At 65.4% G+C, this 26973-nt stretch carries 21 protein-coding genes, 1 tRNA gene and 1 pseudogene; 12 read left to right on the plus strand and 11 right to left on the minus strand.

Features of this window, described 5'->3' with window-relative positions:
• Positions 1-101: 101 nt before the first annotated feature.
• The 3 genes and pseudogenes from IVA87_RS18410 to IVA87_RS18420 form a co-directional block, all read right to left on the minus strand.
• Positions 102-221 (minus strand): annotated as a pseudogene (locus IVA87_RS18410) (GIY-YIG nuclease family protein); the annotation flags it as partial.
• Positions 222-356: 135 nt separating this feature from the next.
• Positions 357-432, minus strand: a tRNA-Ala gene (locus tag IVA87_RS18415).
• 93 nt (positions 433-525) lie between these two features.
• Positions 526-933 (minus strand): TIGR02300 family protein, encoded by a 408-nt coding sequence (locus tag IVA87_RS18420; RefSeq protein WP_247303920.1) that lies wholly within the window; start codon positions 931-933, stop codon positions 526-528.
• 159 nt (positions 934-1092) lie between these two features.
• Here IVA87_RS18420 and aroA point away from each other — a divergent pair, with 159 nt between their 5' ends.
• The 12 genes from aroA to IVA87_RS18480 all read left to right on the plus strand — a co-directional run bounded on the left by aroA (position 1093) and on the right by IVA87_RS18480 (position 13212).
• A complete protein-coding gene (aroA, locus tag IVA87_RS18425; RefSeq protein WP_247334519.1) occupies positions 1093-2430 on the plus strand; it encodes a 3-phosphoshikimate 1-carboxyvinyltransferase in 1338 nt (445 codons plus the stop codon).
• Positions 2427-3065: a (d)CMP kinase gene (gene cmk, locus IVA87_RS18430; protein ID WP_247334520.1), complete on the plus strand. Its 639-nt coding sequence runs from the start codon at positions 2427-2429 to the stop codon at positions 3063-3065. The genes aroA and cmk overlap by 4 nt, the downstream gene beginning before the upstream one ends.
• 266 nt (positions 3066-3331) lie before the next feature.
• Positions 3332-5038, plus strand: a complete 1707-nt coding sequence (gene rpsA / locus IVA87_RS18435) for a 30S ribosomal protein S1 (protein ID WP_247276520.1) — start codon at positions 3332-3334, stop codon at positions 5036-5038.
• A 257-nt stretch (positions 5039-5295) separates the two neighbouring features.
• On the plus strand, positions 5296-6276 hold the full coding sequence (gene sppA, locus IVA87_RS18440; protein ID WP_247303915.1) for a signal peptide peptidase SppA: 981 nt from the start codon (positions 5296-5298) through the stop codon (positions 6274-6276).
• A 173-nt stretch (positions 6277-6449) separates the two neighbouring features.
• Positions 6450-6755, plus strand: a complete 306-nt coding sequence (locus tag IVA87_RS18445) for an integration host factor subunit beta (RefSeq protein WP_008539997.1) — start codon at positions 6450-6452, stop codon at positions 6753-6755.
• 71 nt (positions 6756-6826) lie between these two features.
• Positions 6827-7219 carry a lipopolysaccharide assembly protein LapA domain-containing protein gene (locus IVA87_RS18450; protein WP_247303913.1) on the plus strand — a complete coding sequence of 131 codons (393 nt, stop codon included), beginning with the start codon at positions 6827-6829 and terminating at the stop codon, positions 7217-7219.
• Positions 7220-7284: 65 nt separating this feature from the next.
• Positions 7285-7956 carry a phosphoribosylanthranilate isomerase gene (locus IVA87_RS18455; protein WP_247303911.1) on the plus strand — a complete coding sequence of 224 codons (672 nt, stop codon included), beginning with the start codon at positions 7285-7287 and terminating at the stop codon, positions 7954-7956.
• Positions 7953-9167 carry a tryptophan synthase subunit beta gene (gene trpB, locus IVA87_RS18460; protein WP_247334521.1) on the plus strand — a complete coding sequence of 405 codons (1215 nt, stop codon included), beginning with the start codon at positions 7953-7955 and terminating at the stop codon, positions 9165-9167. The genes IVA87_RS18455 and trpB overlap by 4 nt, the downstream gene beginning before the upstream one ends.
• On the plus strand, positions 9164-10000 hold the full coding sequence (trpA, locus tag IVA87_RS18465; protein WP_247334522.1) for a tryptophan synthase subunit alpha: 837 nt from the start codon (positions 9164-9166) through the stop codon (positions 9998-10000). Before trpB ends, trpA begins: the two co-directional genes overlap by 4 nt.
• Before the next feature lie 172 nt (positions 10001-10172).
• Positions 10173-11114, plus strand: coding sequence for an acetyl-CoA carboxylase, carboxyltransferase subunit beta (gene accD, locus IVA87_RS18470; protein ID WP_247303905.1), 942 nt, complete (start codon positions 10173-10175; stop codon positions 11112-11114).
• A complete protein-coding gene (locus IVA87_RS18475) occupies positions 11111-12454 on the plus strand; it encodes a folylpolyglutamate synthase/dihydrofolate synthase family protein (RefSeq protein ID WP_247303903.1) in 1344 nt (447 codons plus the stop codon). The genes accD and IVA87_RS18475 overlap by 4 nt, the downstream gene beginning before the upstream one ends.
• A 17-nt stretch (positions 12455-12471) precedes the next feature.
• Positions 12472-13212: a metallophosphoesterase family protein gene (locus IVA87_RS18480; protein WP_247303901.1), complete on the plus strand. Its 741-nt coding sequence runs from the start codon at positions 12472-12474 to the stop codon at positions 13210-13212.
• An 11-nt stretch (positions 13213-13223) separates the two neighbouring features.
• On the opposite strand, the gene IVA87_RS18485 is transcribed toward IVA87_RS18480, so the two are convergent.
• From IVA87_RS18485 to IVA87_RS18520, 8 genes are all read right to left on the minus strand, one after another.
• Complete coding sequence (locus IVA87_RS18485; RefSeq protein WP_247303900.1) at positions 13224-14231, minus strand: ATP-dependent DNA ligase; 1008 nt, start codon at positions 14229-14231, stop codon at positions 13224-13226.
• A gap of 145 nt (positions 14232-14376) precedes the next feature.
• Entirely contained in the window at positions 14377-14697 is a 321-nt protein-coding gene (trxA, locus tag IVA87_RS18490; RefSeq protein WP_074121876.1) for a thioredoxin, read from the minus strand.
• 67 nt (positions 14698-14764) lie between these two features.
• The gene (gene addA, locus IVA87_RS18495; protein ID WP_247334523.1) at positions 14765-18274 is read right to left on the minus strand and encodes a double-strand break repair helicase AddA; all 3510 of its coding nucleotides are present in this window, start codon (positions 18272-18274) and stop codon (positions 14765-14767) included.
• Positions 18268-21414, minus strand: coding sequence for a double-strand break repair protein AddB (gene addB, locus IVA87_RS18500; RefSeq protein ID WP_247334524.1), 3147 nt, complete (start codon positions 21412-21414; stop codon positions 18268-18270). The genes addA and addB overlap by 7 nt, the downstream gene beginning before the upstream one ends.
• Positions 21415-21637: 223 nt before the next feature.
• On the minus strand, positions 21638-22360 hold the full coding sequence (locus IVA87_RS18505) for a nucleotidyltransferase family protein (RefSeq protein WP_247303897.1): 723 nt from the start codon (positions 22358-22360) through the stop codon (positions 21638-21640).
• A 124-nt stretch (positions 22361-22484) separates the two neighbouring features.
• On the minus strand, positions 22485-22802 hold the full coding sequence (locus tag IVA87_RS18510; RefSeq protein ID WP_247303896.1) for a PilZ domain-containing protein: 318 nt from the start codon (positions 22800-22802) through the stop codon (positions 22485-22487).
• 87 nt (positions 22803-22889) lie between these two features.
• On the minus strand, positions 22890-24410 hold the full coding sequence (tsaE, locus tag IVA87_RS18515; protein WP_247303895.1) for a tRNA (adenosine(37)-N6)-threonylcarbamoyltransferase complex ATPase subunit type 1 TsaE: 1521 nt from the start codon (positions 24408-24410) through the stop codon (positions 22890-22892).
• The gene (locus tag IVA87_RS18520; RefSeq protein ID WP_247303894.1) at positions 24407-26911 is read right to left on the minus strand and encodes a PAS domain-containing sensor histidine kinase; all 2505 of its coding nucleotides are present in this window, start codon (positions 26909-26911) and stop codon (positions 24407-24409) included. Before IVA87_RS18520 ends, tsaE begins: the two co-directional genes overlap by 4 nt.
• Positions 26912-26973 lie beyond the last annotated feature (62 nt).

Raw genomic sequence — 26973 nt, forward strand, 5'->3', positions numbered from 1 at the left:
GGCATCGGGGCATTCCTTGAATCATCGCAAAGTCCTTCTCGCAAAAGAACTTTCGCTGATTCGCGCCCCGATGCGCCTCAATACTGTGAGAAATGCGGGTTAGCGGTGTGGCTAGATTTGCCGGCATTGTGTTCCGGAATTCGCCGCTTCAAATCTTCCGTGGCGCCGATGTATTCCTGATCAGGAAAGTCAACGCTTTGGAGAATGTAGACGTACCACATTGACGGCTATCGCCTGGGTAGTCGTTAAGTGGGCGTCGCACCAGTCCGTCTTCGCCCTTCGGGCTACGCCGGACACCACGCTTCACCCTTCGGGCTCTGCGTGGCTGCGCCACGCAGAGCCCGAAGGGCGAAGCGTGGTGGAGCCAGGCGGGATCGAACCGCCGACCTCTTGCATGCCATGCAAGCGCTCTCCCAGCTGAGCTATGGCCCCTTAACTTAGACCGGATGAACCTGGTGGATCACCCCAACCGGCGAGCCCTGGTGACTCGCGCGGTGCACCCTTTTTCACAGATCAGGGCTGATCTCAAGTCTCTTCATCACCTCCGACATCACCAATGATGTCGGTCACGTCCTCATCGCCCTCTTCGTCGTCGGCAATGAAGGTCGAATCGTCGTCATCGTCGTCCTCGATGGTCTCGTCGACCTCGATGTCGTCCTCGGACTCCGGCACGACGGCCTTGACCTTGCCGGTGTTCTCCTCGGCGTCAGCCTCCTCGAGCGAGACCAACTCCTCGGCCTCTGCCGGCTCCGGCGTCGTGTCCGGGGCCATGCTGCGGGCCTCGGCGCCGCGCGACGCACGTGCGGGCGCAACCGGGGCGATCGGCACCACTTCGCCGGTATAGGGCGAGATCACCGGATTCTTGTTGAGGTCATAGAACTTCTTGCCCGTGGTCGGGCAAATACGTTTAGTTCCGAGTTCGGACTTGGCCACGGCAGGAATCCTGGGAATGTCTGAAAAGCGGTGCTTCACTTGGCTAGTTGGCGGCCCGCTGTCAATAGCGCATTACGGGAGAACGACATCCCCGTGACGGGGCACGGACCATGTGGTACCTGCCCCCAGCCCCTTAGGGGCGCATCCAAGGACACAATCTTGACCCATTCCGACCAACCGCGGCCGCTGCAGTCTCGCGCCAGCGGCCCCCTGACCGGGAAAGTACGGGTACCCGGTGACAAGTCGATCTCCCACCGCGCCCTGATCCTGGGGGCGCTCGCGGTCGGCGAGACCCGGGTTTCGGGCCTGCTCGAGGGCGAAGACGTCCTCAACACCGCCAAATCCATGCAGGCGCTGGGCGCCAGGGTTGAGCGCACCGGCGATTTCGCCTGGACGGTGAACGGCGTCGGCGTCGGTGGCTTCGCCCAGCCCAAGGCGGCGCTGGATTTCGGCAATTCCGGCACCGGCTGCCGCCTGGTCATGGGCGCCGTCGCGGGATGCCCGATCTCGGCGGTGTTCGACGGCGACGCCTCGCTGCGCAGCCGCCCGATGCGCCGGATCCTCGATCCACTCGAACAGATCGGCGCCAGGGTCGTGTCGGGCAGCGAGGGCGGCCGTCTGCCGCTGACCCTGCAGGGCGCGCGCGATCCGCTGCCGATCACCTACAAGACCCCGGTCGCCTCGGCCCAGATCAAATCGGCCGTGCTGCTCGCGGGCCTGGCTGCGCCGGGCACGACCACGGTGATCGAGACCGAGGCGAGCCGCGACCATACCGAGCTGATGCTGCAGCATTTTGGTGCCGCCATCACCTCCACGAAGGAAGGGCAGCACAGCCGCCGCATCACGCTTCAAGGCCAGCCAGAGCTGCACGGTGCCAACGTCATCGTGCCGGCCGACCCGTCCTCGGCGGCCTTCCCCGTCGTTGCCGCGCTGATCGCCGAGGGCTCCGACGTCGTCCTGTCGGACGTAATGACCAATCCGCTGCGCACCGGCCTGTTCACCACGCTGCGCGAAATGGGCGCCTCGATCGAGGAGAGCGACGTGCGACGCGACGCCGGCGAGCCGATGGCCCAGCTGCGCGTGCGCGCGTCGAAGCTGCGCGGTGTCGAGGTGCCGCCGGAGCGCGCGCCCTCGATGATCGACGAATACCTCGTATTGGCCGTCGCGGCCGCTTTCGCCGAGGGCACGACCATCATGCGCGGCCTGCAAGAGCTGCGCGTCAAGGAATCCGACCGGCTCGAGGCCACGGCCGACATGCTTCGCGTCAACGGCGTCAAGGTCGAGGTCTCCGGTGATGATCTGATCGTTGAAGGCCGCGGTCACGTGCCCGGCGGGGGCGTTGTTGCCACCCACATGGACCATCGCATCGCGATGTCCGCGCTGGTGATGGGTTGCGCGTCCGACCAGCCGGTCGGCGTCGACGACACCGCCTTCATCGCCACCAGCTTTCCGGATTTCATTCCGATGATGCGTTCGCTAGGGGCCGAGTTTTCATGATCATCGCCATCGACGGGCCCGCAGCCTCGGGCAAGGGGACGCTCGGCAAGCGCCTCGCCCACCATTACGGTTATCGTCATCTCGATACCGGCGTCATCTATCGCGCAGTGGCTTACGAGCTGATGCAGTCCGGTCACGATCTCCGCGACGAGGCAGCCGCGGTCGCGGCGGCGCTGGAACTCGACCCCGAAAAGTTCGGCAATCACGTCCTCAAGACCCAGACGGTCGGCGAGGGGGCCTCCATCGTCTCGGCCATTCCGAGAGTCCGCGAGGTCCTGGTCAATTTCCAGCGGCAATTCGCCGCCGATCCGCCCGGCGCCGTGCTCGATGGCCGGGACATTGGAACCGTGATCTGCCCCCATGCCGACGTGAAGATTTTCGTCGTCGCCGACCCCAGGGTCCGCGCTCACCGCCGGACCATGGAGGCGCGGGCGCGGGGGGAAGAGGCGGACGAGGCGGCCGTGCTCGCCGACATCATCCAGCGCGACGAGCGCGACAAGAACCGGCCGATTGCGCCTTTAAAGCCGGCGCCGGATGCTTACTTGCTTGATAACTCCCAACTGGATATAGAAGGCGGCGTCCGGGCCGCCATCGACATTATCGAGGCCGTCCGAGCGGGCCGGTCGCGGGGTTAAGCCGCAGCCGTCATTGGAGGAAGCGCCCGCTCCCGCTCTTTGAGGTCGATAACCTTCGGTCCCTATTTGGGGCCGACGCGATCCAGGCTCCGGACAAGAATTTCCACGTATCGAACGCGCGGGCCTCAGCCGGCCCGCTTCCGCTGCTCCAGCACCGAGCCGGAGCCGCGAGCGGTCGCTCGAAGGTCTTGCGGACCTTCCGACACTGCGTGTGCGATGCGCCCATGAACCCAACGGCCGGCAAGACTTCCGCAACTGGAGAACAAATGGCTTCGACTTCTGCTGATACCTATAGCCCCTCGCGCGACGATTTCGCCGCGATGCTCGACGAGTCCTTCGCAGGCGGCAACCTGCAGGAAAGCTCCGTCGTCAAGGGCAAGGTGGTTGCAATTGAAAAGGACATGGCCGTCATCGACGTCGGCCTGAAGACCGAGGGCCGCGTTGCCCTGCGCGAATTTTCCGGCCCCGGCCGTGACAGCGAGATCAAGGTCGGCGACGAGGTGGAAGTGTTCCTCGATCGCATCGAGAACGCCCTCGGCGAAGCCGTGCTGTCGCGCGACAAGGCGCGCCGCGAAGAGAGCTGGGGCAAGCTCGAGAAGGCGTTCCAGAACAACGAGAAGGTCAACGGGGTCATCTTCAACCAGGTCAAGGGCGGCTTCACCGTCGACCTCGACGGTGCCGTGGCCTTCCTGCCGCGCTCGCAGGTCGACATCCGTCCGATCCGCGACGTCGCGCCGCTGATGAACAATTCGCAGCCGTTCCAGATCCTCAAAATGGACCGCCGTCGCGGCAACATCGTCGTGTCCCGCCGCACCGTGCTGGAAGAGACCCGCGCCGAGCAGCGTCAGGAGCTGGTGCAGAATCTCGAAGAGGGTCAGGTCATCGACGGCGTGGTCAAGAACATCACCGACTATGGTGCGTTCGTTGATCTCGGCGGCATCGACGGCCTCCTGCACGTCACCGACATCGCCTGGCGCCGCGTCAACCATCCGACCGAAGTGCTCTCGATTGGCCAGACCGTGAAGGTCAAGATCATCAAGATCAACCACGAGACGCACCGCATCTCGCTGGGCATGAAACAGCTCTTGGATGATCCGTGGCAGGGCATCGAAGCCAAGTACCCGCTGGGTGCCCGCTTCACCGGCCGCGTCACCAACATCACCGACTACGGCGCGTTCGTCGAGCTCGAGCCGGGCATCGAAGGCCTGATCCACGTCTCCGAGATGTCGTGGACCAAGAAGAACATGCACCCCGGCAAGATCGTTTCGACCTCGCAGGAAGTCGACGTGCAGGTGCTGGAAGTCGATTCCGTCAAGCGCCGCATCTCGCTCGGCCTCAAGCAGACCATGCGCAATCCCTGGGAGGTCTTCGTCGAAGCTCACCCGACCGGTTCGGTGGTCGAAGGCGAGGTCAAGAACAAGACCGAGTTCGGTCTGTTCCTGGGTCTCGAAGGCGACGTCGACGGCATGGTCCACCTCTCCGACCTCGACTGGAAGCTTCCGGGCGAGCAGGTGATCGACAACTACAAGAAGGGCGACATGGTCAAGGCCGTGGTGCTCGACGTGGACGTCGAGAAGGAGCGCATCTCGCTCGGCATCAAGCAGCTCGAAGGCGACCCCTTCGCGGAGCCCGGCGATGTCAAGAAGGGCGCGGTCGTGACCTGCGAAGTGCTCGAAGTGAAGGAGAGCGGCATCGAGGTGAAGATCGCCGGTACCGACTTCTCGACCTTCATCAAGCGCTCGGAGCTCGCCCGTGACCGCAACGACCAGCGCGCCGAACGCTTTGCCGTCGGCGAGAAGGTCGATGCCCGCGTGATCCAGTTCGACAAGAAGGCCCGCAAGGTCCAGGTGTCGATTAAGGCGCTCGAAGTCGCCGAAGAAAAGGAAGCCATCGCGCAGTACGGCTCCTCCGATTCGGGTGCGACGCTCGGCGACATCTTGGGCACCGCGCTCAAGAACCGCGACAACAAGTAAGCGAAACGCACGTTTCGCTGCATCGAAGCCCCGGCGCGAGCCGGGGCTTTTTGTTGCGTGCTCGCGGCCCGGATGGAGCGCAGCGTCACCCGGAAAGTCCTTCCTCGGCCGACGATCCCGGATTGCGCTTCGCTCCATCCGGGCTCGGACGGGCCTTGTTTTCTTCAAATTGCGCCGCAATTGATGTATCGAGAATAAGCCGATGGTTACGCTGTGACGGCACAACGCGCTCCGTCTTTCATTTTGGAGATATTCCGATGTCGCTCGATTCGGACATCATCGTCGATCGCCGCAGGATCCGCCGCAAGCTAACGTTCTGGCGCGTGATGGCCGCGTTGATCGCGGTCGCGGCGATTGCGAGCTTTGCACTGATCGCGACACCAGGTGCGCGCGGCACGTTCGCGTCTGCCGGTTCGATCGCGCGCGTCCACATCGAGGGCCTGATCCGCAGCGATTCCGATCGCACCCAGGCGCTGGAGCGGCTGGAGAATTCGCAGGCCGCTGCCGTCATCGTTCACGTCAACTCCCCGGGCGGCACCACCGCCGGCTCCGAGCAGCTCTACGATTCGCTCACCCGGTTGAAGGCGAAGAAGCCGCTCGTCGTCGTGGTCGAGGGCCTCGCCGCCTCCGGCGGCTACATCACCGCGATCGCCAGCGACCACATCATCGCCCAGCAGAGCTCGCTGGTCGGCTCGATCGGCGTGCTGTTTCAATACCCCAATGTCTCCGAGTTGCTGAAGACCATCGGCGTCAAGGTCGAGGAGGTGAAGTCGTCGCCGCTGAAGGCCGCGCCCAACGGTTTCGAGCCCACCAGCCCCGAGGCGCGGGCCGCGCTCGATGCGCTGGTGAAGGATTCCTACGCCTGGTTCAGAGGCCTGGTGAAGGAACGGCGTGGCATGGATGACACGCTGCTCGAGAAAGTGGCCGATGGCCGCGTCTTCACCGGCCGTCAGGCGATCGATCTCAAGCTGATCGACCAGATCGGCGACGAGAAGACGGCGGTGACCTGGCTGGTCGAGCAGAAGGGCGTCAAGAAGGGGCTCAGCGTGCGCGATTACAAGCTCGAGCCGCGCTTCGGCGATCTGCCATTCCTCAAGACGGCCGCCGCTGTGACGCTGGAAGCGCTGGGTTTGAGCTCGATTGCGCATCAAATCGGGCAAACCGGCGTCGCGCAGGCGGTCGATCGGTTCGGAATGGATGGAATGCTGGCCCTGTGGCAGCCGGCCGCGTCAAACTGACTGGAACCGAGGCGAGCGTGCGGGGGTTTTCCCGCGTGACGGGTGCCGGCACAGCCTGCTTTTTCGGCATTTGTCACGTATTTTCACGACGCTCAATCTTGATTTAGCGTCTTGACAGATCAAGGTATTTTCACGGAAATGGTCATCCGCACGCTCCCGGGTCCTATCTCTCGATGATCAAATCCGAACTTGTTCAGCGTATCGCCGAGCACAACCCGCATCTGTACCAGCGGGATGTCGAGAACATTGTGAATGCGATTCTCGAAGAGATCGTAGCGGCCCTCGCACGCGGTGATCGCGTCGAGCTGCGCGGCTTCGGTGCCTTCTCGGTCAAGCATCGCCCTGCACGCGCCGGGCGTAATCCGCGCACCGGCGCTCATGTGCCTGTCGACCAGAAGAGCGTTCCGTTCTTCAAGACCGGCAAGGAAATGCGCGAGCGGCTGAACCGCGACCATCCGGATCCCGGCGCGGCAGATTGAGCCCGGCGTCAGGATTTTCTGCGGTCGCGCATGATGCGGCCGCAAGCTTGATTCAAGGCGAGCGAAGCGAGATGCGAAAGTTCCTGACCGCGCTGATCGTGATTCCGCTGGGCCTGCTCCTGCTGGTTTTCGCCATCGCCAACCGGCATTTCGTCACCGTCTCCTTCGATCCCTTCATGTCGGCCGACCCGTCGCTGTCGGTCACCTTGCCGCTGTTCCTGCTTTTGATCCTGGTCGCTGCCCTTGGCGTGCTGACGGGTGGATGCGCGGCCTGGCTCGGCCAGTGGCACTGGCGGCGCGCGGCGCGCCGGAATGAGGCGGATGCACGAGCTGCCAAGGGCGAACTGGCCGATCTGCGGGCCCAAATGGCCGCGGCAAGGGCCGAGTCCCAGCGCCTCCCCGTCCCCTCGGGGGTCGGCCTTTACGGGCCCATCGGGCGAGACAAGCAGCGCGCGACGTTGTAGAAGCGGCCGCAACCGAAGCCCTGTTTTCCGGCCGCGGGCCCGCGGCCTCCATCCGCTTTGAGACCATGTCCCTGCTCGTCAAAATCTGCGGCCTGTCCACGCCCGAGACGCTTGAGGTGGCGCTCGAGGCGGGTGCCGACATGGTGGGGTTCGTGTTCTTTCCGCCGTCGCCGCGGCACCTGTCGCTGGAAGCGGGACGCGATCTCGGCCGCCAGGTGAAGCGCCGTGCGCTCAAGGTCGCGCTGATCGTCGATGCCGACGATGCCATGCTCGACAACATCATGGACGCGCTGTCGCCGGACATTCTGCAGCTCCATGGCAAGGAGAGCGTGGCGCGGCTGCGCGACATCAAGCAGCGGTTCGGCCGTCCGGTGATGAAGGCGTTGCCGGTCGCCACATCTGCCGATCTCGCGGTGCTGCCCGGCTACGCCGCAGTCGCCGACCGCATCCTGTTCGATGCGCGCGCACCGAAAGATGCAACCCGCCCCGGTGGTCTCGGCGCCCCCTTCGACTGGCACCTGCTCCAAAATCTCGATGTGAGCCTGCCCTATATGGTCTCGGGCGGGCTTCACGCCGATAACGTTGCGGAAGCCATCCGCGTCACCGGAGCCGGCGGCGTCGACGTCTCCTCCGGTATCGAGAGCGCTCCGGGCGTGAAAGATCCGGAGATGATCAAGGCCTTCATCCGCGCCGCGCGCGCCAGCCAAGATACGAGCCAAGAGTTGAGTGTCCGATGAACGTCGCCAAACCCAATTCCTACCGTAGTGGCCCCGACGAGCGCGGCCATTTCGGCATTTTCGGCGGCCGCTTCGTCGCCGAAACCTTGATGCCGCTGATCTTCGATCTGGAGAAGGCCTATACCGAAGCCAAGGCCGATCCGGCGTTCCAGGCCGAGATGAACGGCTACCTCAAGAACTATGTCGGCCGGCCCTCGCCACTTTATTTCGCTGAGCGCCTGACCGAGCATCTCGGCGGCGCCAGGATTTATCTCAAGCGCGAGGAGCTCAACCACACCGGCTCGCACAAGGTGAACAATGTGCTCGGCCAGATCATGCTGGCGCGGCGCATGGGCAAGAAGCGCATCATCGCCGAGACCGGCGCCGGCCAGCACGGTGTTGCCACCGCGACGCTATGCGCTCGCTTCGGCCTCGAATGCGTGGTCTATATGGGCGCTGTCGACGTCGAGCGGCAGCAGCCCAACGTCATCCGCATGGAGATGCTGGGCGCCAAGGTGATGCCGGTGCAGTCAGGCACGCGCACGCTGAAGGACGCCATGAACGAGGCGCTGCGCGACTGGGTCACCAACGTGCACAACACGTTCTATTGCATCGGCACGGTGGCGGGCCCGCATCCCTATCCGACGCTGGTGCGCGACTTCCAGTCGATCATCGGCAACGAGACCAAGACGCAGATGCAGGAGATCGAGGGCCGCTTGCCGGACTCGCTGGTGGCCTGCATCGGTGGCGGCTCGAATGCGATGGGCCTGTTCCATCCGTTCCTCGATGATCCCTCCGTCGAGATCTTCGGCGTCGAAGCCGCCGGCCACGGGCTCACGCAGCTGCACGCCGCCTCGATCGCGGGCGGCCGTCCCGGCGTGCTCCACGGCAACCGCACCTATCTTCTCATGGATGCGGACGGTCAGATCCAGGACGCGCATTCGATCTCGGCCGGTCTCGACTATCCCGGCATCGGCCCCGAACATTCCTGGCTGCACGAGGTCGGGCGCGTCAAATATCTCTCCGCGACGGACGACGAAGCACTCGCTGCGTTCCAATTGCTGTCGCGGCTGGAAGGCATCATTCCCGCGCTCGAGCCGGCGCACGCCATCGCCAAGGTGATGGAGCTCGCGCCGAAGCGGCCTCGGGATCACCTGATGGTCGTCAATCTCTCCGGCCGCGGCGACAAGGACGTCCCGCAAGTCGGCGACATCCTGAGGGGCAAGAAGTGACCACGCGTATCGACACCCGTTTTGCCGAGCTGAAGAAGCAGGGCCGCCCGGCGTTCGTGACCTTCCTGATGGCCGGCGACCCTGATGCGGCGACGTCGCTCGAGATCATCAAGGCGCTGCCGAGGTCGGGTGCCGACGTGATCGAGATCGGCATGCCCTTCACCGATCCGATGGCGGATGGTCCGTCGATCCAGGCCGCGGGTCTGCGCGCGCTCAAGGCCGGCATGACGCTGAAGAAGACGCTCGAGCTCGTGCGCGGCTTCCGCAAGGACGACAACGCGACGCCGATCGTGCTGATGGGCTATTACAATCCGATCTACATCTACGGCGTCGACAAGTTCCTGGCTGACGCGAAGAGCGCAGGTGTCGATGGCCTCATCATCGTCGATCTGCCGCCGGAGGAAGACGACGAGCTGTGCCTGCCGGCGATGAAGGCCGGCCTCAACTTCATCCGCCTGGCGACGCCAACCACCGACGACAAGCGCCTGCCGGCCGTGCTCGCCAACACCTCGGGCTTCGTCTACTACGTCTCGATCACCGGTATCACCGGAGCGGCGGCTGCGGACTCCTCGGCGGTGAGCGAAGCCGTTGCCCGCATCAAGCGACATACCAAGTTGCCGGTCTGCGTCGGCTTCGGCATCCGCACGCCGGAGACAGCCAAGGCGATCGCCTCGCATGCCAATGGCGCCGTAGTTGGCACAGCGCTGGTCGATGCGCTCAAGAACAGCCTCGACGCCGAGGGGCGAGCGACCGATAAAACCGTTGACGCCGTCGCCGAGCTGACGGCGGCCCTGGCCCGGGGCGTCAAGGGGGCGCAGCAAGCGGCGGAATAGGCCATAGTTCCGCTTTAGCTCTTAAGTTTGAGCATGATCTTGTCGGAAAACCGCTTCACACTTTTCCGGATCATGCTCTAAGGCAGGCGATACGGCGGCTTGCCGGGCAGCGGCCCGGCCGCCATATATTCTTCAGGCGACCCGCGAGGCGGTTCGCGCATCGGAGCAAAGCATGAACTGGCTTACCAATGTGGTCCGGCCGAAGATCCGCAACATGCTGCGGCGGGAGACGCCGGAGAATCTGTGGATCAAGTGTCCGGATTCCGGACAGCTCGTGTTCTACAAGGACGTCGAGGCCAACCAGTTCGTCATCCCCGGCTCGAACTACCACGTGCGCATGGGCGCGGTGGCGCGGTTGAAGTCGATCTTCGACAACGAGACCTGGTTCGACGTCGCGCTGCCCGAGGTCACGCCCGATCCGCTCAAGTTTCGCGACGAGAAAAAATACGTCGACCGCATCAAGGATGCGCGCGCGCGCACCAACCTCAACGACGCGATCAAGGTCGGCTACGGCAAGCTCGAAGGCTCCGCCGTCGTCGTCGCCGTGCAGGACTTCGATTTCATGGGCGGCTCGCTCGGCATGGCCGCGGGCGAAGCCATCGTGCGCGGAATGGAGCTCGCGGTTGAGAAGAAGTCGCCATTCATCGTGTTTGCCGCATCGGGCGGCGCGCGCATGCAGGAAGGCATTTTGTCGTTGATGCAGATGCCGCGCACCACGGTGGCGGTGCAGATGCTGCGTGAGGCAAAACTGCCCTATATCGTCGTGCTGACCAATCCGACCACCGGCGGTGTCACCGCGTCCTACGCCATGCTCGGCGACGTGCACATCGCCGAGCCCGGCGCGTTGATCGGTTTCGCCGGCGCGCGCGTGATCGAGCAGACCATCCGCGAAAAGCTCCCCGAGGGGTTCCAGCGCGCCGAGTATCTGAAGGAGCACGGCATGGTCGACATGGTCGTACATCGCCACGAATTGCGTCCGACCCTGGCACGGCTCTGCCGCCTGCTGACCAAGGCGCCGGCGCAGGAAGGCGCGTCGAAATCGGTGCAGCCGGTCGCGAGCCCCGCGCAGATCGTATCGGCCGCCGAGACGGCGCCGGCTGCGCCCCACGCGTGAACGCGTCCTCTGACAGCACAAAGCCGCCGCTCGGCGAACTGATCGGGCGGCTGTCGGCCCTGCATCAGAAACGCATCGATCTCGGGCTCGAGCGGATGCATCGTCTGCTCGCGCGGCTCGGCCATCCCGAACGCAAGCTGGCGCCGGTGATCCACATCGCCGGCACCAACGGCAAGGGCTCCACCCTCGCCTATCTGCGCGCGACGCTGGAGGCCGCGGGCTTGCGCGTCCACGCCTATACCTCACCCTATCTCGTCCGCATCAACGAATGCTTCCGGCTCGGTCGCGTCGGCGGCGGCGTGCTCGTCAGCGACGATGAACTGCGCACTGCTCTGGAAGAGATCGAGCGCGTCAATGCCGGCGAGGCTGCGACATTGTTCGAGCTGAAGACCGCCGCGGCTTTCCTCTTGTTCGCACAGAATCCGGCCGATGTCGTGCTGCTCGAAGTCGGCCTCGGCGGCCGGCTCGATTCGACCAATGTGGTCGATGCGCCGGCGGCCTGCGTGATCACGCCTGTCAGCATGGACCACATGGACTTCCTTGGGTCGACCCTGACATCGATCGCCGGCGAGAAGGCCGCGATCATCAAGCGTGGCGTGCCCGTGATTTGTGCCGAGCAGGCTGCCGAGGCGATGACCGTGATCGAAGCACAGGCCAGGCGCATGCGCGCGCCGCTGTTTGCGGCGAACGAAAGTTGGCACGTCAATGTCGAGCGCGGACGTCTGGTCTATTCCGACGATCGCGGCCTGATGGATCTTGCGGCGCCGCGCCTGTTCGGACGCCATCAGTTCGACAATGCCGGCCTTGCAATCGCGACGCTGCGCGCCCTCCCGGGGTTCAAGATCAACCAGACGGCGTTCGAGGCCGGTATCGTCGGGGCGGAATGGCCGGCACGAATGCAGCGCATCACCTCGGGGGAGCTGCTCTCTTGGGGACCGCACGGCTCGGACATCTGGCTCGATGGTGGGCACAATGCGGAAGGCGGCCGCGTGGCCGCCGCCGCGCTCGGTGATCTCGAAGAGCGGGTGTCGCGGCCGCTGGTCGTCATCGCCGGCATGATGGCCAACAAGGACGCGCGGGGTTTTCTTGCCAATTTCGCCGGGCTTACCCGTCACATCATCGCGGTGCCGATCCCTGATGCCGAGAACGCGATGCCGGTCGACCGCCTGGCGGACGCCGCGCGCAGCCTCGGCATGCGCGTCGAGCCCGCGCCTGGCATCGAAGCTGCGCTGCGCGCATTGGCGAAGCTCGCCTACGAGGTGCCGCCACGCATTCTGATCACCGGCTCGTTGTATCTGGCCGGCCACGTGCTCGCAATCAACGGCACGCCTCCTGCATAGCGACTACGGTGACCACGATGCGTTTTGCTGCGATTGCCGACGTCCACGGAAACTACCTCGCGCTCGAAGCGGTGCTCGCCGATATCCGCACCCTCGGCGTTGCCGACGTCGTCAATCTCGGCGACATGCTGAGCGGGCCGCTCGATGCGCGCAGGACGATCGAGATCCTGATGAGGCTCGACGCCGTGCACGTGCTTGGCAATCACGACCGCTATCTGCTCGACCGCGCTCCGGAAAAGATGGGCTCGTGGGATCGTCCCGCCCATGCGCAGATCGACGCCGCGCAGCTCGACTGGCTGCGCGCGCAGCCGATGACACGGGTCTTCCGAGAACAGGTGTTCCTTTGCCACGCGACGCCCGGCAGCGACGAGGTGTACTGGCTCGATACCGTGCGTCCCGACGGCACGGTGGCGCTGTCGCCGCTCGATCGCATCGAACCATTCGCGCAAGGCATCACGCAGTCGTTGATCCTCTGCGCCCACACCCACCTTGCACGGGCCGTGCGCCTGCGCGACGGGCGGCTGATCGTCAATCCCGGCAGCGTCGGCAGTCCCGGCTTTCGGGACAAGCATCCATTCCCGCATGTCGTCGAAGCCGGCACGCCGCACGCGCGTTATGCCGTTCTCGAACTCGCTGACGGCGCTTGGCAGGTGACGTTGCGCCACGTCACTTATGATCACGAGGCCATGGCCGCGCTGGCGCGACGCAACAATCAGCCCGAACTGGCGAATGCGCTGGCGACGGGGTGGATCAAATAGCTGTGGCTACTTCACTTCAATAACTTCATCGGATCGGCCACTTTCTGCGCCAACTGCTCGAATGTGCATTGCCGCGGTGCCTTGTCGGGACGCCAGCGCAGGATCGAGGTGCCGTGGCGGAAGCGTTCTCCGCTGAAATGGTCGTAGCAGACCTCGATCACCAGCTTCGGCTTGAGCGGACACCATTTGGCCGAGCGCTCGGTGGACCAGCGGCTCGGTCCGCCCGGCGCGTTGCCGGTAAAACCGGGCTCGCCAATCAATGCCTCCAGGCAATCGGTCAGCGCCGGCTTCTCCTGCGCCTTGATCGCCGAGGTGAAGCCGACATGGTGCAGCAAGCCCTTGTCGTCATAGAGCCCGAGCAGCAGCGAGCCGACCACGTTGCGGCCGCCGATCTTGTTGCTGGCATAGCGGAAGCCGCCGACAACGCAATCGGCGCTGCGAAACTTCTTGATCTTCTGCATGCCCTCGCGCGTTCCCGCCTGGTAAGGCAGGTCGACGCGCTTGGCGATGACGCCATCCGAGCCGCCGCCCGACTGCGCCAGCCATTTTTGGGCGGTGGTGTAGTTCGTCGTCGCCGGCGAGAGACGGAAAAGGCTGTTCCTCAAATGATCTTTCGCAAATGCTTCCAGGACCGGGCGCCGCTCGCTCAGCGATTTTGCGGCAAGCTGCTTCTCCTTGGCTGTTTCGAGCAGGTCGAAGACGAGGTAGAGCGCCGGCGTATCCTGCGAGAGTTTCTTCACGCGGCTTGCCGCGGGATGGATTCGTTGCAGCAATGCGTCGAAGGAAAAGCCCTTGCCGTGCGGCACGACGATCTCGCCGTCGAGCGTGAAACGATCCGCTTTCAGGCTCAGCGCGGCGGCGACGATCTCAGGAAAATAGCGCGCGAGATCCTCGCCGGACTTCGAGCGGAGATCGACGTCGCTGCCACTGCGCGCCAGCAAGCAGCGGAAGCCATCCCACTTCGGCTCGTACTGCCACTCCTTGCCGCGCGGGATCGCCTCGACCGACCTCGCCTCCATTGCTACGAGTAAGGTCGATTTTCGGGCGCGTTTTGCGGGAGGGGCTGGCAAGGGAAGGGACTCGTCCTACGCTGAACATGTCCCGTCAACGCAAAACGGCCGGCTTTCGCCGGCCGCTTTCGAAAATAATCCTGCGCGAGGCGGATCAGACCGCGGAGGTGATCCACTGCTGAAGCTTCGCCTTCGGCGCCGCGCCCACCTGGCGGGAAGCCATCTCACCGCCCTTGAAGATCATCAGGGTCGGGATCGACATGACGCCGTACTTGGACGCGGTCTTCGGACTCTCGTCGACATTGAGCTTCACGATCTTGACCTTGTCGCCCATCGCGCCGGCGATCTCGTCGAGGGCGGGCGCGATCATGCGGCAGGGGCCGCACCATTCGGCCCAGAAATCGACGACCACGGGGCCGTTCGCCTTGAGCACTTCGGTTTCGAAATCGGCGTCGGAAACCTTGCTAACGGCCATTGGAGTACCTCACTCTGTTGAAAGAATCGGCGCGACCTGGAATCGCGCTTGGGATCATGGGGTCAACCTATGAACGGCCCCTTGCCGGGTCAAGGACGCTCACACCGAGATGAAGGGATGCCAGCGCCGCGTCCAGCGCGGGGGCCGAAATCTCCATATATTCAAGGGCCTCGGTCCAGAGCAGGACGGCGCGGACCGGCTTTTGGGGATAAAGCCGCGATAGCACTGCCCGGTACAGCGCGAGCTGCCGGACATAGGCGGCGGGTGCCTCGGCCGCGCTTCCGGGCGCCGCCCGGTTGGTCTTGAAATCGACGATCAGGACCTCCTCGGGGCGAACGACCAGCCGGTCGATCTGCCCCGACACCAGCACCGGGACGCCGCCCGGCCGCTCCAATTTGCCGATGATGGCGACCTCGGCCCTGCTGCCGGCGGCAAAGACCGGGGCGAAGCGCGGCTCAGTGATCAAGGCGAGCACCTTGTCGGCCAGCGCGGCGCGGTCGGCCTCCGGCCAGTCCGGGGCATTGCGGGCCATGAAGTCCCGTGCGGCCTCGCGCCGGCGCTCGGCGGCGATATCAGGCAGGGATTGCAGCAGCCGGTGCACCAGCGTGCCGCGTTGCAGCGCCAGCGCGCGCGACTGCACCGATTCGCCTGATCGTACGCTGCGGCCCTGTTCGGCCGACTGGCCGGAGGGGCGCAGGGCATCATCGTCGACGGTCTCGCGCGGAGCCGGCGTCCGCAGCCAGCCCGGCAGCGTGATCGTCTGGCGGACCGATGCCGCCGGTGCGCCCAGTGCCACGACATCCTCCGGCCGCGAGAACCGCGTCACCTTGCCGAGCGGCGTCTCGATGACCTGCTTGTCCAGGCCCGAGCCGGCGAGACCGGTATCGACCAGATCGTACCAGCTCAGCTTGCGGACGGTCTTCATATTGCCGGGCATGCAGCCGCCGACGATCAGGCGGTCGGCCGCGCGCGTCATCGCGACATAGAGCAGGCGGCGATATTCGTCCTCGGTCTCCTCCAGCATCGCCTTGCGCGCCTCGGCGACCGGCTTCGGGTCGTCCGCCTTGCGACCGGCCCAGACCACCACCTCGCCGCCATTGCCGCGCGGCACATGGATCAGCCGCAGCCGCTGCGAGTCCGCGGGCGAGGACGTAGTGTCCACCATGAACACGACCGAAGCCTCCAGGCCCTTGGCGCCGTGCACCGTCATCACCCGCACCTCGTCGCGCGAGATTTCCATGTCGCGCTTCACCTCGGTGTCGGCCGAACGCAGCCAGGCCATGAAGCCTTGCAGCGAGGCCGGCGCCTTGCGCTCGTAGTTCAGTGCCAGCTCCAGAAATTCGTCGAGCGCATCGTTGGCCTCAAAGCCGAGCCGGCGCAGGATGCGCGCACGGCCGCCATCGCCGCCGAGCAGCCAGGCGTAGAACGCGAACGGCGTCTCCTCGCGCGCGCGTGCCTCGCAGGCTTCCAGGCGCCGCAATGCCGTGGCGAACTTCTCGCTTGTGGCTGCATGCTCGCGAAGCGCACGGCGCAGCGATCCTTTGCGATCCCAGGCGAGGGTAAAGAGGTCGTCGTCATCGAGCCCGAACAGCGGGCTCTTCAGCGCCACCGCGAGCGCGAGATCGTCCTGCGGCAGCAGCAGCGCATCGGCGAGATTCATCAGATCGATGATGGCGATGTGCTCGGTGAGCTTGAGCCGATCGGCGCCGGCGACCGGCACGTTGGCATGCTTCAGCGCCTGGATCACGGCATCGAATGCGTTGCCGCGTCGCCGCACCAGGATCAGCATGTCGCCATAGCGCAGCGGCCGGCGTTCGCCTTCGTGCCCCGTCAGCGTGCCGCTCTCGACCAGCCGCTTGATTTCGGCCTGGATGCGATGCGCGAGCTTTACTTCGGGGCTGGTGACGGCGACGCCGTCGAAGGGGGCGCGCCAGCCTTCGATGTCCTGCCGATCGTCGGCCTCCGCGAGATCCCACAGCTCGATCACGCTCGGCCCTGCATCGGCGAGGGCGTTGTGCAGGGGGTGGCCGATCTCGACCGAATGGATGCTCTTGTAGATCTGGGGATCGCGGAAGACGTGATCGACCGAGTGCAGGATCGTGGCGCCCGAGCGGAACGAATAGGTGAAGGCGACCGGGTCGAATTTCAGCCCGGCCGCGGTGAACTTGCGGTGCAGCTCGCGCCGTCGGGCATCGAATTCGTGGGGAGCCGCGCCCTGGAACGAGAAGATCGATTGCTTCTCGTCGCCGACGGCGAAGATGGTGCGGTTCAGCCCCTCCCGCGCGCCTTCGCCTGCGGTGAACTCGGAGATGATGTGCGCGACGATGTCCCATTGCCGCGGGCTGGTATCCTGGGCCTCGTCGATCAAGACGTGATCGACGCCGCGATCGAGCTTGTAATGCACCCAGCCCGCGGAGACGCGGTCCAGCATCGCCAGCGTCTTGTCGATGAGGTCGTCGTAGTCGAGCAGGCCGCGCTCCTGCTTCTCGCGGCGGTAGTTTTGGGCAGCAGCGGTCGCGATATGTAGCAGGGCCGCGGTGCGGTCGCGCATGGTCACCGCGCGGCGCTTCTCGATCAACCCGCCGAGCCGCTGCGCCTCGGCCTCGAACAGCCGGGCCACGGACGGGTTGTGATCGCAAAACTTCTTGGTCAGCACCACCTTGCGCGGCAGCTTGTCGTCGGTAAGGAAGACGCAGAGATAGGCATCGACCTGCGCGCTGCCGGAAAAGACTTTTGCTTCGCGGAGCCGGCCGGCCTGGTCCTTGTCCGACTTGCTGCCGTCCTCCAGCGCAAGCGCGATATCGTCCCAGCGCGACCGCGGCAGGAAAGGGCCGTCGAGAATCTCCATCTCGACATCCTCGATCTGGTCGCCCGCATCGACGCCCAGCACAGCCGCCATCTGTTCGACCGCCGCTCCGGCATCGCCAGCTTGGTCGGTCCAGGCCATGAAATGATCGCGGCTGAGGCACGCCTCGCGTACGACCTCCTTGAAGGTGACGTCGGCGGCGCTCGCCATTGCCGTCAACAGTGCGCGGCCGGTGACGCTCTCGGGATCGCGCGCGGCCTCCAGCAGCACCTTCAGATTGGCGCGTTCCATCATGTCGGTCTGGTCGCGCTCGTCGATCACGGCGAAGCGTGCCGGCACGTTGGCTTCGAACGGGAACTGCTGGAGCAGGCGTGTGCACAGCGCGTGAATCGTTTGCACCTTCAGCCCGCCCGGCGTTTCCAGCGCGCAGGCGAACAGCTTTCGCGCCTCGCGCCGCAGCTTTGCACTGGGATGCGGGATGCCGACCGCGCGAATGGCTGCGTCGAGCGCAGCGTCGTCCAGCGTCACCCAATGGCCGAGCGTGGTGAACACGCGCTCGGCCATGTTGGCGGCCGCGGCCTTGGTGAAGGTGATGCAGAGGATCTTTTCCGGCGGCACGCCCGCGAGCAGCAGACGGAGGACCCGCTGCACCAGCACATGCGTCTTGCCCGAGCCCGCGTTGGCCGACACGAAAGCCGATGCGGTCGGATCGGATGCACGCGCCTGCCGCGCGCGCACCTCGTCGGGGATGGGGCGCGGTGCCTTCACCATTCCTCGATCCCCAATCCGCCGGCCGCCGACCATTCCTTGATCCGGGCGAGATCGTCATAGGTGCCGTAGCGGTTCGCCCACATCGGCAGGTTCAGCGAGGTGTAGGCCTGGTTCTCGTCCTCGAAGGCGCGGATCAGCGCCTCCAATTTGGCGCGCGCCTCGGCCGCCGCAGTGTCTGGTGGTTGCGGCTCGTCGCCTGGCTTGAACTTGAGCTCGAGAACCCGCTCCTCGCCCGGCGGATTGTTGCCGCTGAGGCGGACATAGACGAGCTGGCTCACGGACGCGCCGGCCTCGATGTCGGGGAAGCCTCCCTCGCGCAGGATCGCAGCTTCCAGCGTGAGCTGGGGCGACAGGCCCATGCGGACCTGCTTGCCGGTGGGCGGCTGCCCGGTCTTGTAATCGAGGATGGCATAGCGGCCGCCCTGGCGCCGTTCGATGCGGTCCGCGCGCGCGGAGAGGCGGAAGCTGCGCGCGTTGTCGAGCGTGATCGAGATCTCGCCGTGGGTCTCTGCCGTGATGGCCTCGATCGCATCGCGCCGCGCCGTCTCCCATTCGCCGAACCAGCGCGCGATGCGCTGGAAACGCGGCCACCACAGCGCCCGCGCCTCGGGCCGCTCCATCAGCGGGGCAAAATGTTTTTCGCCAATCGCGCGCAGCACGCGCGCGGGATCGTCCGGCAGGCGTGCCGCATAGGTTTCCGTGAACTCGCCGAGCGCGCCATGGATTGCCGAGCCGCGGTCGGCAGCCGAGAGCGGCATGTCGACGGGATCGAGCGCATCTAATCGCAAGATGCGCTTGGCGTAGATCGTGTAGGGATCGCGCAGCCAGTCTTCGATTTCGGTGACCGACATCTTGAGCGGCCGCGTCGCGCGCGGCGGTCGCGGCTCCGGCTGCTTGATCGGCCTGACCTCGTCGGGCTGGTCCATTGCGCCGGCGAACTGCACGTATTTCTCGCCGGCGCGAACTGCCGCCTTCCAGTGATGGTCGCCCGCAACCGCCTCTAACCGGTGCAGGAAGCGCGACGCCACCGCCGGCGCGCCGCCGGCCTTGGCGGAATGGGTGAGGATCACCTCGTCGGCGCCCAGCAACTGTGCGAAGTCATGCGCGGAGAGGCCGATGCGGCGCTCCGGCAGATCGAGACCGAGCTCGTGCCGCATCGGCCGGCTGAGCCAGGGATCGATGCGTGGTGCCGGTGGCCAGACGCCCTCGATTAAGCCGCCGACGATGATGCGGTCAGCCTGCATCAGGCGCGATTCCAGGGGGCCGTAGATTTGCAGCCGCGCGCCCGGCCTATCCCGCCGCCGCACCGCGCGGTCGCCGAACGCGGTCTGGAAGACATCGGGATAGTCAGGCAACGGCACCATCAACCCGCTGGTCGTTCCGCCGCGCAGCAGATCGTCGAACGCGCTGGCGAGGGCGAGGCCCTCGCGATCCTCGAAGCCGAGCGGAATGCCCTGCTCATCGCGCGACAGCTCGATCAGGATTTCGCGATGCCGGTGCGCGAGCTCGGTGAAGTCATAAGGTTTTGATGAGGCCAGGCTCTCGATCGGCGCCAATGCGTGTCGCAAGGCATCGATCAGCGCCTGGATGCGATCGAGATCCTCCGCCTTGAGCCGCGCGCGGGGCTCCGCGCGATGGAGCGCGGAGACTTCGCTGCGCCACAGCTTTGCCAGTTCGTCGCGAAAACGGTTGAATTCGCGCAACAGGCCGGCCGTGCCGGCGGGTGGGCGTGTGCCGCGCAAGACCGCGAGCTCGAGTCCTTCGATCGCCGCCTTCCATGCGCCAGGCAGCCGGCCGAGCCGGCACAGCGGATGCTTCAGCATCGCCAGGAGCGTCGGCGGCTCCAGGCCCTTGGTCGCGGCCTCTGCCGCGAGGCGGGCAAAGACACCGGCCGATGTTTCCATCAACACGTCGCCGCCGGAATCGTCGAAGGCGAGGTCCCATCGGGTCAGCGCAGCCATTACCCGCCGCGCCAGCGCGCGATCGGGCGTCACCAGCGCCGCCGATTTGTCGAGATGCCGCGCCTCGCGCATCGCGATGGCGATCGCGAGGGCTTCCATTTCGGGGTTGGGGGCTTCTACGACCGCCAGGTTCTTCATGCCGCCGGCGATCTTTGCGGCGACATCCGGCTGCTTCAGCCGGTCATGCCAAACTTCCGTCTTGACCGAGGGCCGCATCGATTCCGATGCGAGCAGATCACGCCCGCCTTCTGCCGGCGGGTGGAGAATGTCGACGTCGCTGCGCTTGATGCCAAAACGCTGCAACAGCGCATGCATGGCATATTGCGGATGGTTCGACGCCGGATGCTCCGCGAACTTGCCGATCGCATCGCGCACGCCGCCGATGGTGCGCCAGGCGTCCTCGTCGAGATCGGTGTCGAGGCCCGGCAGAACCACGGCGCCATGCGGCAGCAATGCGACCGCATGGAGGAATTTAGCGGTGGCCGGCATCGAGCCGGTTGAACCGGCCGCGATCACCGGCCCGTTCGGATGCGCGGTCAGCCGCCTGGCTTCCGCCGCGATGAGGAGATCGCGCCGTGCCGCCGGCTCGATCCGTTTGATCTCGGCGAGGTGGCCGGGCCAGGCAACGCGCGCGATGCGCAAAAATTCGAGCGAGTGCTGCCAATAGCGGTCGAGATTATCAGGCACGAGCCCATCGAGCGCGCTCCAGTCGACACCGCGCGTCACCATATCGTCGATCAGCCGTGCAAGATCGGACGCCAATGCAAGCGTCGAGGCGGGGCCGCCGACCACCAGCGGGGACAGCACCGGGCGCTTGGCCCAGGCCGCCACCAGTTGCGCCAGTGTCAGCCGCCGTTCGAGCTCGCCGAGCCGGGGCGGAATGTCGAGCGGCGTCGTGCCGGAGAACTGTTCGCCCTGGTCGGCGAAGGCGAGCTCGTCCTCGTCGATGTCGCCGAGTGCGACGATGCGCGGCAGCACCACAGCATCCGCCTTCATCTCGTCGAGGAAGATCTCGCGGACCACGCGCATCGCGCGTCGGGTCGGCAGGTACAGAGTCGCATCCGCAAGCCGCGCCGGTTCTTTGCGCGCTTCGAAGCCTTCGACCAGCCGGCCGTCGAGCAGGCTCGCGACGACAGTGCGCAGGAACGGAACTGAGATGGGAATGCTGAAAACGCGCATGGGCTGCCTGATTCGATCAGGCGCCAATATAGGCAGACAAGGTCAAATGGTCATGGGTCCGGTGAGGATCTTCCCCGCTGTTCGCTGCACCAAGACAGTGTCATCATCCGCGACAGCGGATGATCCAGTATTCCAGAGACGCCGGTTGCAAGAACCTCGCCGCCGCGGCGCACGGGATGCCCCGCCTTCGCGGGGGCATGGAAGTGGTGCAAGTGGCTAAGTCTTACGCCACGCTCTCCAGAAACGCCTCTTCAGCTGCATGCACCGCATCAGGCGTGCCGACATGCATCCAGACGCCGTCGAGCCGCAGGCCGAACAGCCGCTCCTGCTCGTTGGCGCGATCGAACATTTTTGTCAGCGAGAACTCGCCCCTGGGCGCATCGGCAAAGATCGCGGGCGACATGATCGCGGCGCCGGCATAGACGAACGGAACGACCTCCTTTTCCTTGCGCTTGCGCAAGGCCCCGTCGGGCAGCATGCCGTAATCGCCGCGGCCGCTATAGCCGATGCTGGTTGCGGTCGGCGCCATCAGCAGCAGAATGTCCATGCGCGCGGGGTCGAAGTTTTCCGCAAGCCGCGTCAGGTTCGAGCGCACGCCGTCGATCCACAGCGTGTCGGAATTGACGTGGAAGAACGGCGCATCGCCGAGCAGCGGCAGCGCCTTGACGACGCCGCCGCCGGTGCCGAGCACCTGGTTGCGTTCGTCGGAGATGGTCACGCGCGGATGCTGGCGCGATGCGGTGTGATTTATGATCTGGTCCGGCAGATAGTGCACGTTGACCACCGCCTCGGTCACGCCGGCATGGCCGAGCTTGTCGAGCACGTGGTCGAGCAGCGGCTGGCCAGCCACCGGCACCATCGGCTTCGGCATCTTGTCCGTCAACGGGCGCATGCGCAGGCCGAACCCTGCGGCAAGCACCATGGCTTTGGTCGGTTTGACGGACATTCTTCGCTTTCTCAAATCCCTCGATTTCGCTTTCGCGGCAATCCTAGCATGAGCCTCGGCCAGCCGCACCGCATCCCAACCGCCTTAATCGCCCGTCGTGACGGTTGTACGACGGGTGTTGCCGTCACGCCCCGATGGCTGTGGAGCGCACCTTTCTCTTCTTGTCGCCGAGCTTGAGGAAATTGACGCCGATCTGGTCGCCATTGACCCAGGCCAGCTCGCAGCGCCGGTACGCAAGTCCGGTGGACGACAGCAGGAGAAAAAATTCCTTCAGGTGCAGGCCTTCGACCGAGCCGTCGATGGTCAGCTTGGCGCCGGTGTCGGAAACGTCCTCCATGGTGCAATCACGCCGCCAGGTGCCGTCGATGCCCATCATCTGGGCCGGAACCCCGCGCTCGAAAACGACCCGGTTATTGCCGCGCTGATCCGCTTTCGCCGTCATCACCCTTGCTCCAGCCCCGTAACGATCCGGCTGCCTCGCGGCCAGAATAGCGACATCTTGGCTAACGGCTGGTAAATCGGACGCGGATCAGGGTTGCGGCGGCGGGACGTTGGCGAGATACCAGTCGCGCAAAGAGCCGAGCGCGGGATGCGCCAGCGAGCGCTGGAGATAGGTCCAGATCCGCGGCTGGTGACGCAGATAATGCGGCTTGCCATCGCGGCGATTCAGCCGGGCGAAGGTGCCGAGCAGGCGGGTGTTCCGCTGCGCCGACATGATGGCGTAGAGCTCGGCGAAGCCGGCGGCGTCGAAGCTTGCGTCGTTGGCGCGGCGTGCCTTGATATAGCGCGACAGCAGCGTCAGCTCGAGGCTTTCGGGCACGTCGATGCGGGCGTCCTGGAGCAACGACACCACATCGTAGGATTTCGGTCCAAGCACGGTGTCCTGGAAATCGATCACGCCGACGCGTTCGATGCCGCTGCGATTCCCAAGCCAGATCAGATTGGGCGAGTGGTAGTCGCGGATGATCCACGTCCGCGGCGCCGCCAAGGGCTTCTTCAGCAGCTCGCGCCACATCGCGAGAAACTCGGCGCGCGCCTCTTGGCTGAGCGGAGCATTGCGATCGGGCAGATACCATTCCGGCATCAGGCCGATCTCGATCAGCAGCGCCTCGGCGTCGAAGATCGGTATCTCGTAGCTCTGACCGGCGAGCGGCAAGGTTTCCGGCAGCGTCCTGCTGTGCAGCATGGCCAGCACATCGATCGCAGCCTCATAGCGTTCGGGAATCGGGCGCGGCGGATCGCCTTCGATCACGCCTTCGCTGCCGAAATCTTCGGTGATCAGAAAGCCGTGGTCGAGATCGGAATGGTGGATCGCAGGCGCAGAGATTCCCTGTGCACGCAGGCCTTCGTCGATGGCGACAAAGGGCTTTACATTTTCGGCGAGATGCACTGCGGCGCTGTAGGATTTTCCGCCATAAAGGGCCGCGCCGTCGGGGCGCTGCGGAAAGTTCATGAGAATGACGCTCTCGCCGTCGCGCCGCAGCCGCGCATAAGAGCGGGTCGAGGCATCGCCGGCCATGCGCCGACGCGTCGCATCGAGATAGCCGGAGACGTCGAGGAATTCGCGCAGCGCCTTCAGTCGCACGACTTGCGCGGCGCCCTTGCCGTAACCGGTGATGTCGGCCGCGCGCGCATTCGAGCCCAGCGCCGGCCGGTGCGTCAGCGCGATGTCGATGCGGTCTTCGGGCATCGCCGACGGCGCACGCTCTGGCCATTCGATCAGAACGAGGGTTGCGTCGGGCAGCGGCGACAGCCCGATCTCCTCGAGCTCGCTCTCGTCCTCGACGCGGTAGAGGTCAGCATGCATCACGGGGAAGGGCGGCAGCTCGTAGCCCTGCACCAGCGTGAAGGTCGGGCTCGGAACCTCCAGCGTCTCGTCACCGGCGAGATAGCGGATCAGGGCGCGCGCGGCTGCGGTCTTGCCGGCACCGAGATCGCCAGTGAGCGTGACGGCGTCGCCGGGGCCGACCAGCAGCGCGAGGTCGGCCATCAATTGCGCGGTAGCCGTCTCGTTGTGGAGCGCGACCGAGAATGTGGTTGCTTCGGTCATTCGGCGGCGTCGCGATGCGCCGCCTGGTCGGTCGGGAAGTCGCAGATCACGACCGTGCCCCGGCCGACGATCGAGTCCACCCGAACTTTGCCGCCATGCAGCTCGACGAAGGAGCGCACCAGCGAAAGGCCGAGCCCGGCGCCGCGGTGACGCGAGCCCTGCGAGCGGCTTTCGAACCAGTTGAACACCTTGTCCTTCATGTCGGCAGGTATTCCAGGCCCTGAATCTGTCACGGTGAAGACCACGCTGCGCTCGGTGCGGCGTGCGCTGATGCCGACGGTGGAATCCTGTGGAGAAAACCCGACTGCGTTGGCAAGGAGGTTATAGAGCACCTGCACCACGCGCTTCTCGTCGCCGATGAAGCTGCCGATGTCGGGCGCGATCTCGACCTTGAGGCGGATGCGGTCAGTGGCGAGGCGGTCCTGGATACCCTCGGCCGCGAGCTCGATGGCCTTGCTGACGTCGACCGGGCCGAGTTCCAGCTTCATCGCGCCGGCGTCGATGGTGGCGAGATCGAGGATGTTGTTGGTCAGCGCCAGCAACGCATTGGTCGATTTGGTGACGTAGTCGAGATATTCGGCCTGCTTCGGCGTCAGCGGTCCGGTCGAGGGATCGCTGAGGAAGTGCGCGAAGCCGATGATGGTGGTGAGCGGCGAGCGCAGCTCGTAGGAGACGTGGTGGACGAAATCCACCTTCATCTGGTCGGCGGCCTCCAACGCCTCGTTGCGCTCGCGCAGCGCGCGTTCGACATTTTCGGTGTCGGTGATGTCCTGGAACGTCAGCATGGTCGCGCCGTCATGCAGCGGGCGGATCATGCCATCGAGCACGCTGCCGTCCTTGCGTTCCAGCTTCAGCGGCACGTCGGCGCGGTTCTCGATCGAGGTGATGGCTTCGCGGATCTGGCGCCAGACCACGGGATTGTCGTAGAGCTGATGACACCAGGCTTCGACCGTCTGGATGTGCGGCTCGTCGCGCATGGCATCGCTGGACAGCTTCCACATCCGGACAAAGGCCGGATTGAACAGCTGCGCCTTGCCGTTGCTGCCGAACACCGCGACGCCTTCCGCGAGGCTGTCCAGCGTCTCGCGCTGAACCCGGATCATGCCGTCGAAGCGGCGGGCGAGCTCGAGGCTCTCGGTGACGTCGTCGAACAGATAGGTGACGCCGCCTTCGGGGTTCGGCGTGGTGACGACCGAAAGCGCGCGGCCGTCGGGAAGGTACCAGGTGTCCTTGGCGGTCTCGACCGCGCGATAGGCTTCGTGCAGCTTGGCCTTCCAGGCGCGGAAGTCCGGCTGCTCCGGCAATTTGCGCGCGGCGCGGAGCTGGTCGAGCACACTGGAATCATCAGGGTTGGCGTCGAGGAAGGTGCGGTCGAGGTCCCACAGCCGCCGATAGGAATCGTTGTAGAAGGCGAGGCGCCGCTGGCCATCGAACACGGCAACGCCCGAGGAGAGCTGGTCCAGCGTGCGGCGATGCGCTTCCGCCATGCGTACGAGGGCCGAGCTCAGCGCGTCTGCCTCGCTGGCATCGATGGCGACGCCGACACTGCCGCTGCCGACATTGACCGCGCGCACGTCATACATGCGCCGCTCACCACCGATCACGATCGGCAGCCGCGAGGTGAAGTTGGCGGCGTCCTTCAGCCCCCGGTCCATCGCGGTGCGGTTGGCGCTGTCGAGCAGCTCGAGCTTGCGCTCCTGGGCATCGATGATGCTGTTCGCCTCAGTCGCTCGGACATAGGCGGGGTTGGCGTAGGTCAGTGCGCCATTCTCCCCCTTGGCCCAGATCGGCCAGGGTGCTGCGGCGGCGAAGCCACGCAGCATCTCGGTCTCGTCGGAGAGCGCCTTGTAACGCAGATTGGTCTCGGCCAGATCGCGCCGGAGCCCGGAGAGTTCGCGAATCCGGACAATGGCCTGGCCGCCGATGGCGCGGCCGATGGCCTCGAGCGTGTGGCCATGCGCAGTCGTCAGCGTCAGTTGGAACCCATCGCCGCGCTCGCGCAGCGCATCGACCGCATGATCCATCTGGAGCGCGGGTTCCGGCGGCAGCCAGGTTCCGAATGCGAGCACGCGTTGCGGCGAGGAATCGCGCGGCAGCACCATGGAGATGTCACCGGAAATCTGCGCGCGATTGTCGCCGGCCGCCCAGGAGATCAGGATCTGCGGCTCGGCGAACAGCAGGGCGCCGAAGCGATCGGCCTGAAGTTGCAGTTCCCCGATTCGCGCGCGCAGCCGCGCCTCGTTCTTCGCCGTGCGCACGCGCGTGCGCATCAACAGGATCGCGGCCATCACCGAGAAGCCGAGCAGGGCCAGCGCAGTGGCGAGCACCGCGAGTTCCTGCCGGTTGAAATCCAGCATGATGGAGAGAGTGTCGACGAGGTCGGCGGCCTCAGCCGGCGCAGCCGGCAGCAGCGCCGCCAAAGCGCCTCCCAACAAGCCGTTGCGCACCAACGATGTGCACGACAGCAGCGTCCGACGCATCGACACGATCACGCCTGACATAGTTGCCCCAAGATCGCACGGATTTGCGCGCGACGACCCCCGTCGCGCGCGAATCAAAAGAC

Origin of the sequence: Bradyrhizobium sp. 147 (assembly GCF_023073935.1) — a bacterium.
Classification (GTDB): Bacteria; Pseudomonadota; Alphaproteobacteria; order Rhizobiales; family Xanthobacteraceae; genus Bradyrhizobium.

What these genes read in the sequence shown, in the direction of transcription:
- cmk (WP_247334520.1), top strand. Translation starts at nt 2,427, where the DNA reads ATGATCATCGCCATCGACGGGCCCGCAGCCTCGGGCAAGGGGACGCTC.
- rpsA (WP_247276520.1), top strand. Translation starts at nt 3,332, where the DNA reads ATGGCTTCGACTTCTGCTGATACCTATAGCCCCTCGCGCGACGATTTC.
- sppA (WP_247303915.1), top strand. Translation starts at nt 5,296, where the DNA reads ATGTCGCTCGATTCGGACATCATCGTCGATCGCCGCAGGATCCGCCGC.
- IVA87_RS18445 (WP_008539997.1), top strand. Translation starts at nt 6,450, where the DNA reads ATGATCAAATCCGAACTTGTTCAGCGTATCGCCGAGCACAACCCGCAT.
- IVA87_RS18450 (WP_247303913.1), top strand. Translation starts at nt 6,827, where the DNA reads ATGCGAAAGTTCCTGACCGCGCTGATCGTGATTCCGCTGGGCCTGCTC.
- IVA87_RS18455 (WP_247303911.1), top strand. Translation starts at nt 7,285, where the DNA reads ATGTCCCTGCTCGTCAAAATCTGCGGCCTGTCCACGCCCGAGACGCTT.
- trpB (WP_247334521.1), top strand. Translation starts at nt 7,953, where the DNA reads ATGAACGTCGCCAAACCCAATTCCTACCGTAGTGGCCCCGACGAGCGC.
- accD (WP_247303905.1), top strand. Translation starts at nt 10,173, where the DNA reads ATGAACTGGCTTACCAATGTGGTCCGGCCGAAGATCCGCAACATGCTG.
- IVA87_RS18480 (WP_247303901.1), top strand. Translation starts at nt 12,472, where the DNA reads ATGCGTTTTGCTGCGATTGCCGACGTCCACGGAAACTACCTCGCGCTC.
- IVA87_RS18485 (WP_247303900.1), bottom strand. Translation starts at nt 14,231, where the DNA reads ATGGAGGCGAGGTCGGTCGAGGCGATCCCGCGCGGCAAGGAGTGGCAG.
- trxA (WP_074121876.1), bottom strand. Translation starts at nt 14,697, where the DNA reads ATGGCCGTTAGCAAGGTTTCCGACGCCGATTTCGAAACCGAAGTGCTC.
- addA (WP_247334523.1), bottom strand. Translation starts at nt 18,274, where the DNA reads ATGGTGAAGGCACCGCGCCCCATCCCCGACGAGGTGCGCGCGCGGCAG.
- addB (WP_247334524.1), bottom strand. Translation starts at nt 21,414, where the DNA reads ATGCGCGTTTTCAGCATTCCCATCTCAGTTCCGTTCCTGCGCACTGTC.
- IVA87_RS18505 (WP_247303897.1), bottom strand. Translation starts at nt 22,360, where the DNA reads ATGTCCGTCAAACCGACCAAAGCCATGGTGCTTGCCGCAGGGTTCGGC.
- IVA87_RS18510 (WP_247303896.1), bottom strand. Translation starts at nt 22,802, where the DNA reads ATGACGGCGAAAGCGGATCAGCGCGGCAATAACCGGGTCGTTTTCGAG.
- tsaE (WP_247303895.1), bottom strand. Translation starts at nt 24,410, where the DNA reads ATGACCGAAGCAACCACATTCTCGGTCGCGCTCCACAACGAGACGGCT.
- IVA87_RS18520 (WP_247303894.1), bottom strand. Translation starts at nt 26,911, where the DNA reads ATGTCAGGCGTGATCGTGTCGATGCGTCGGACGCTGCTGTCGTGCACA.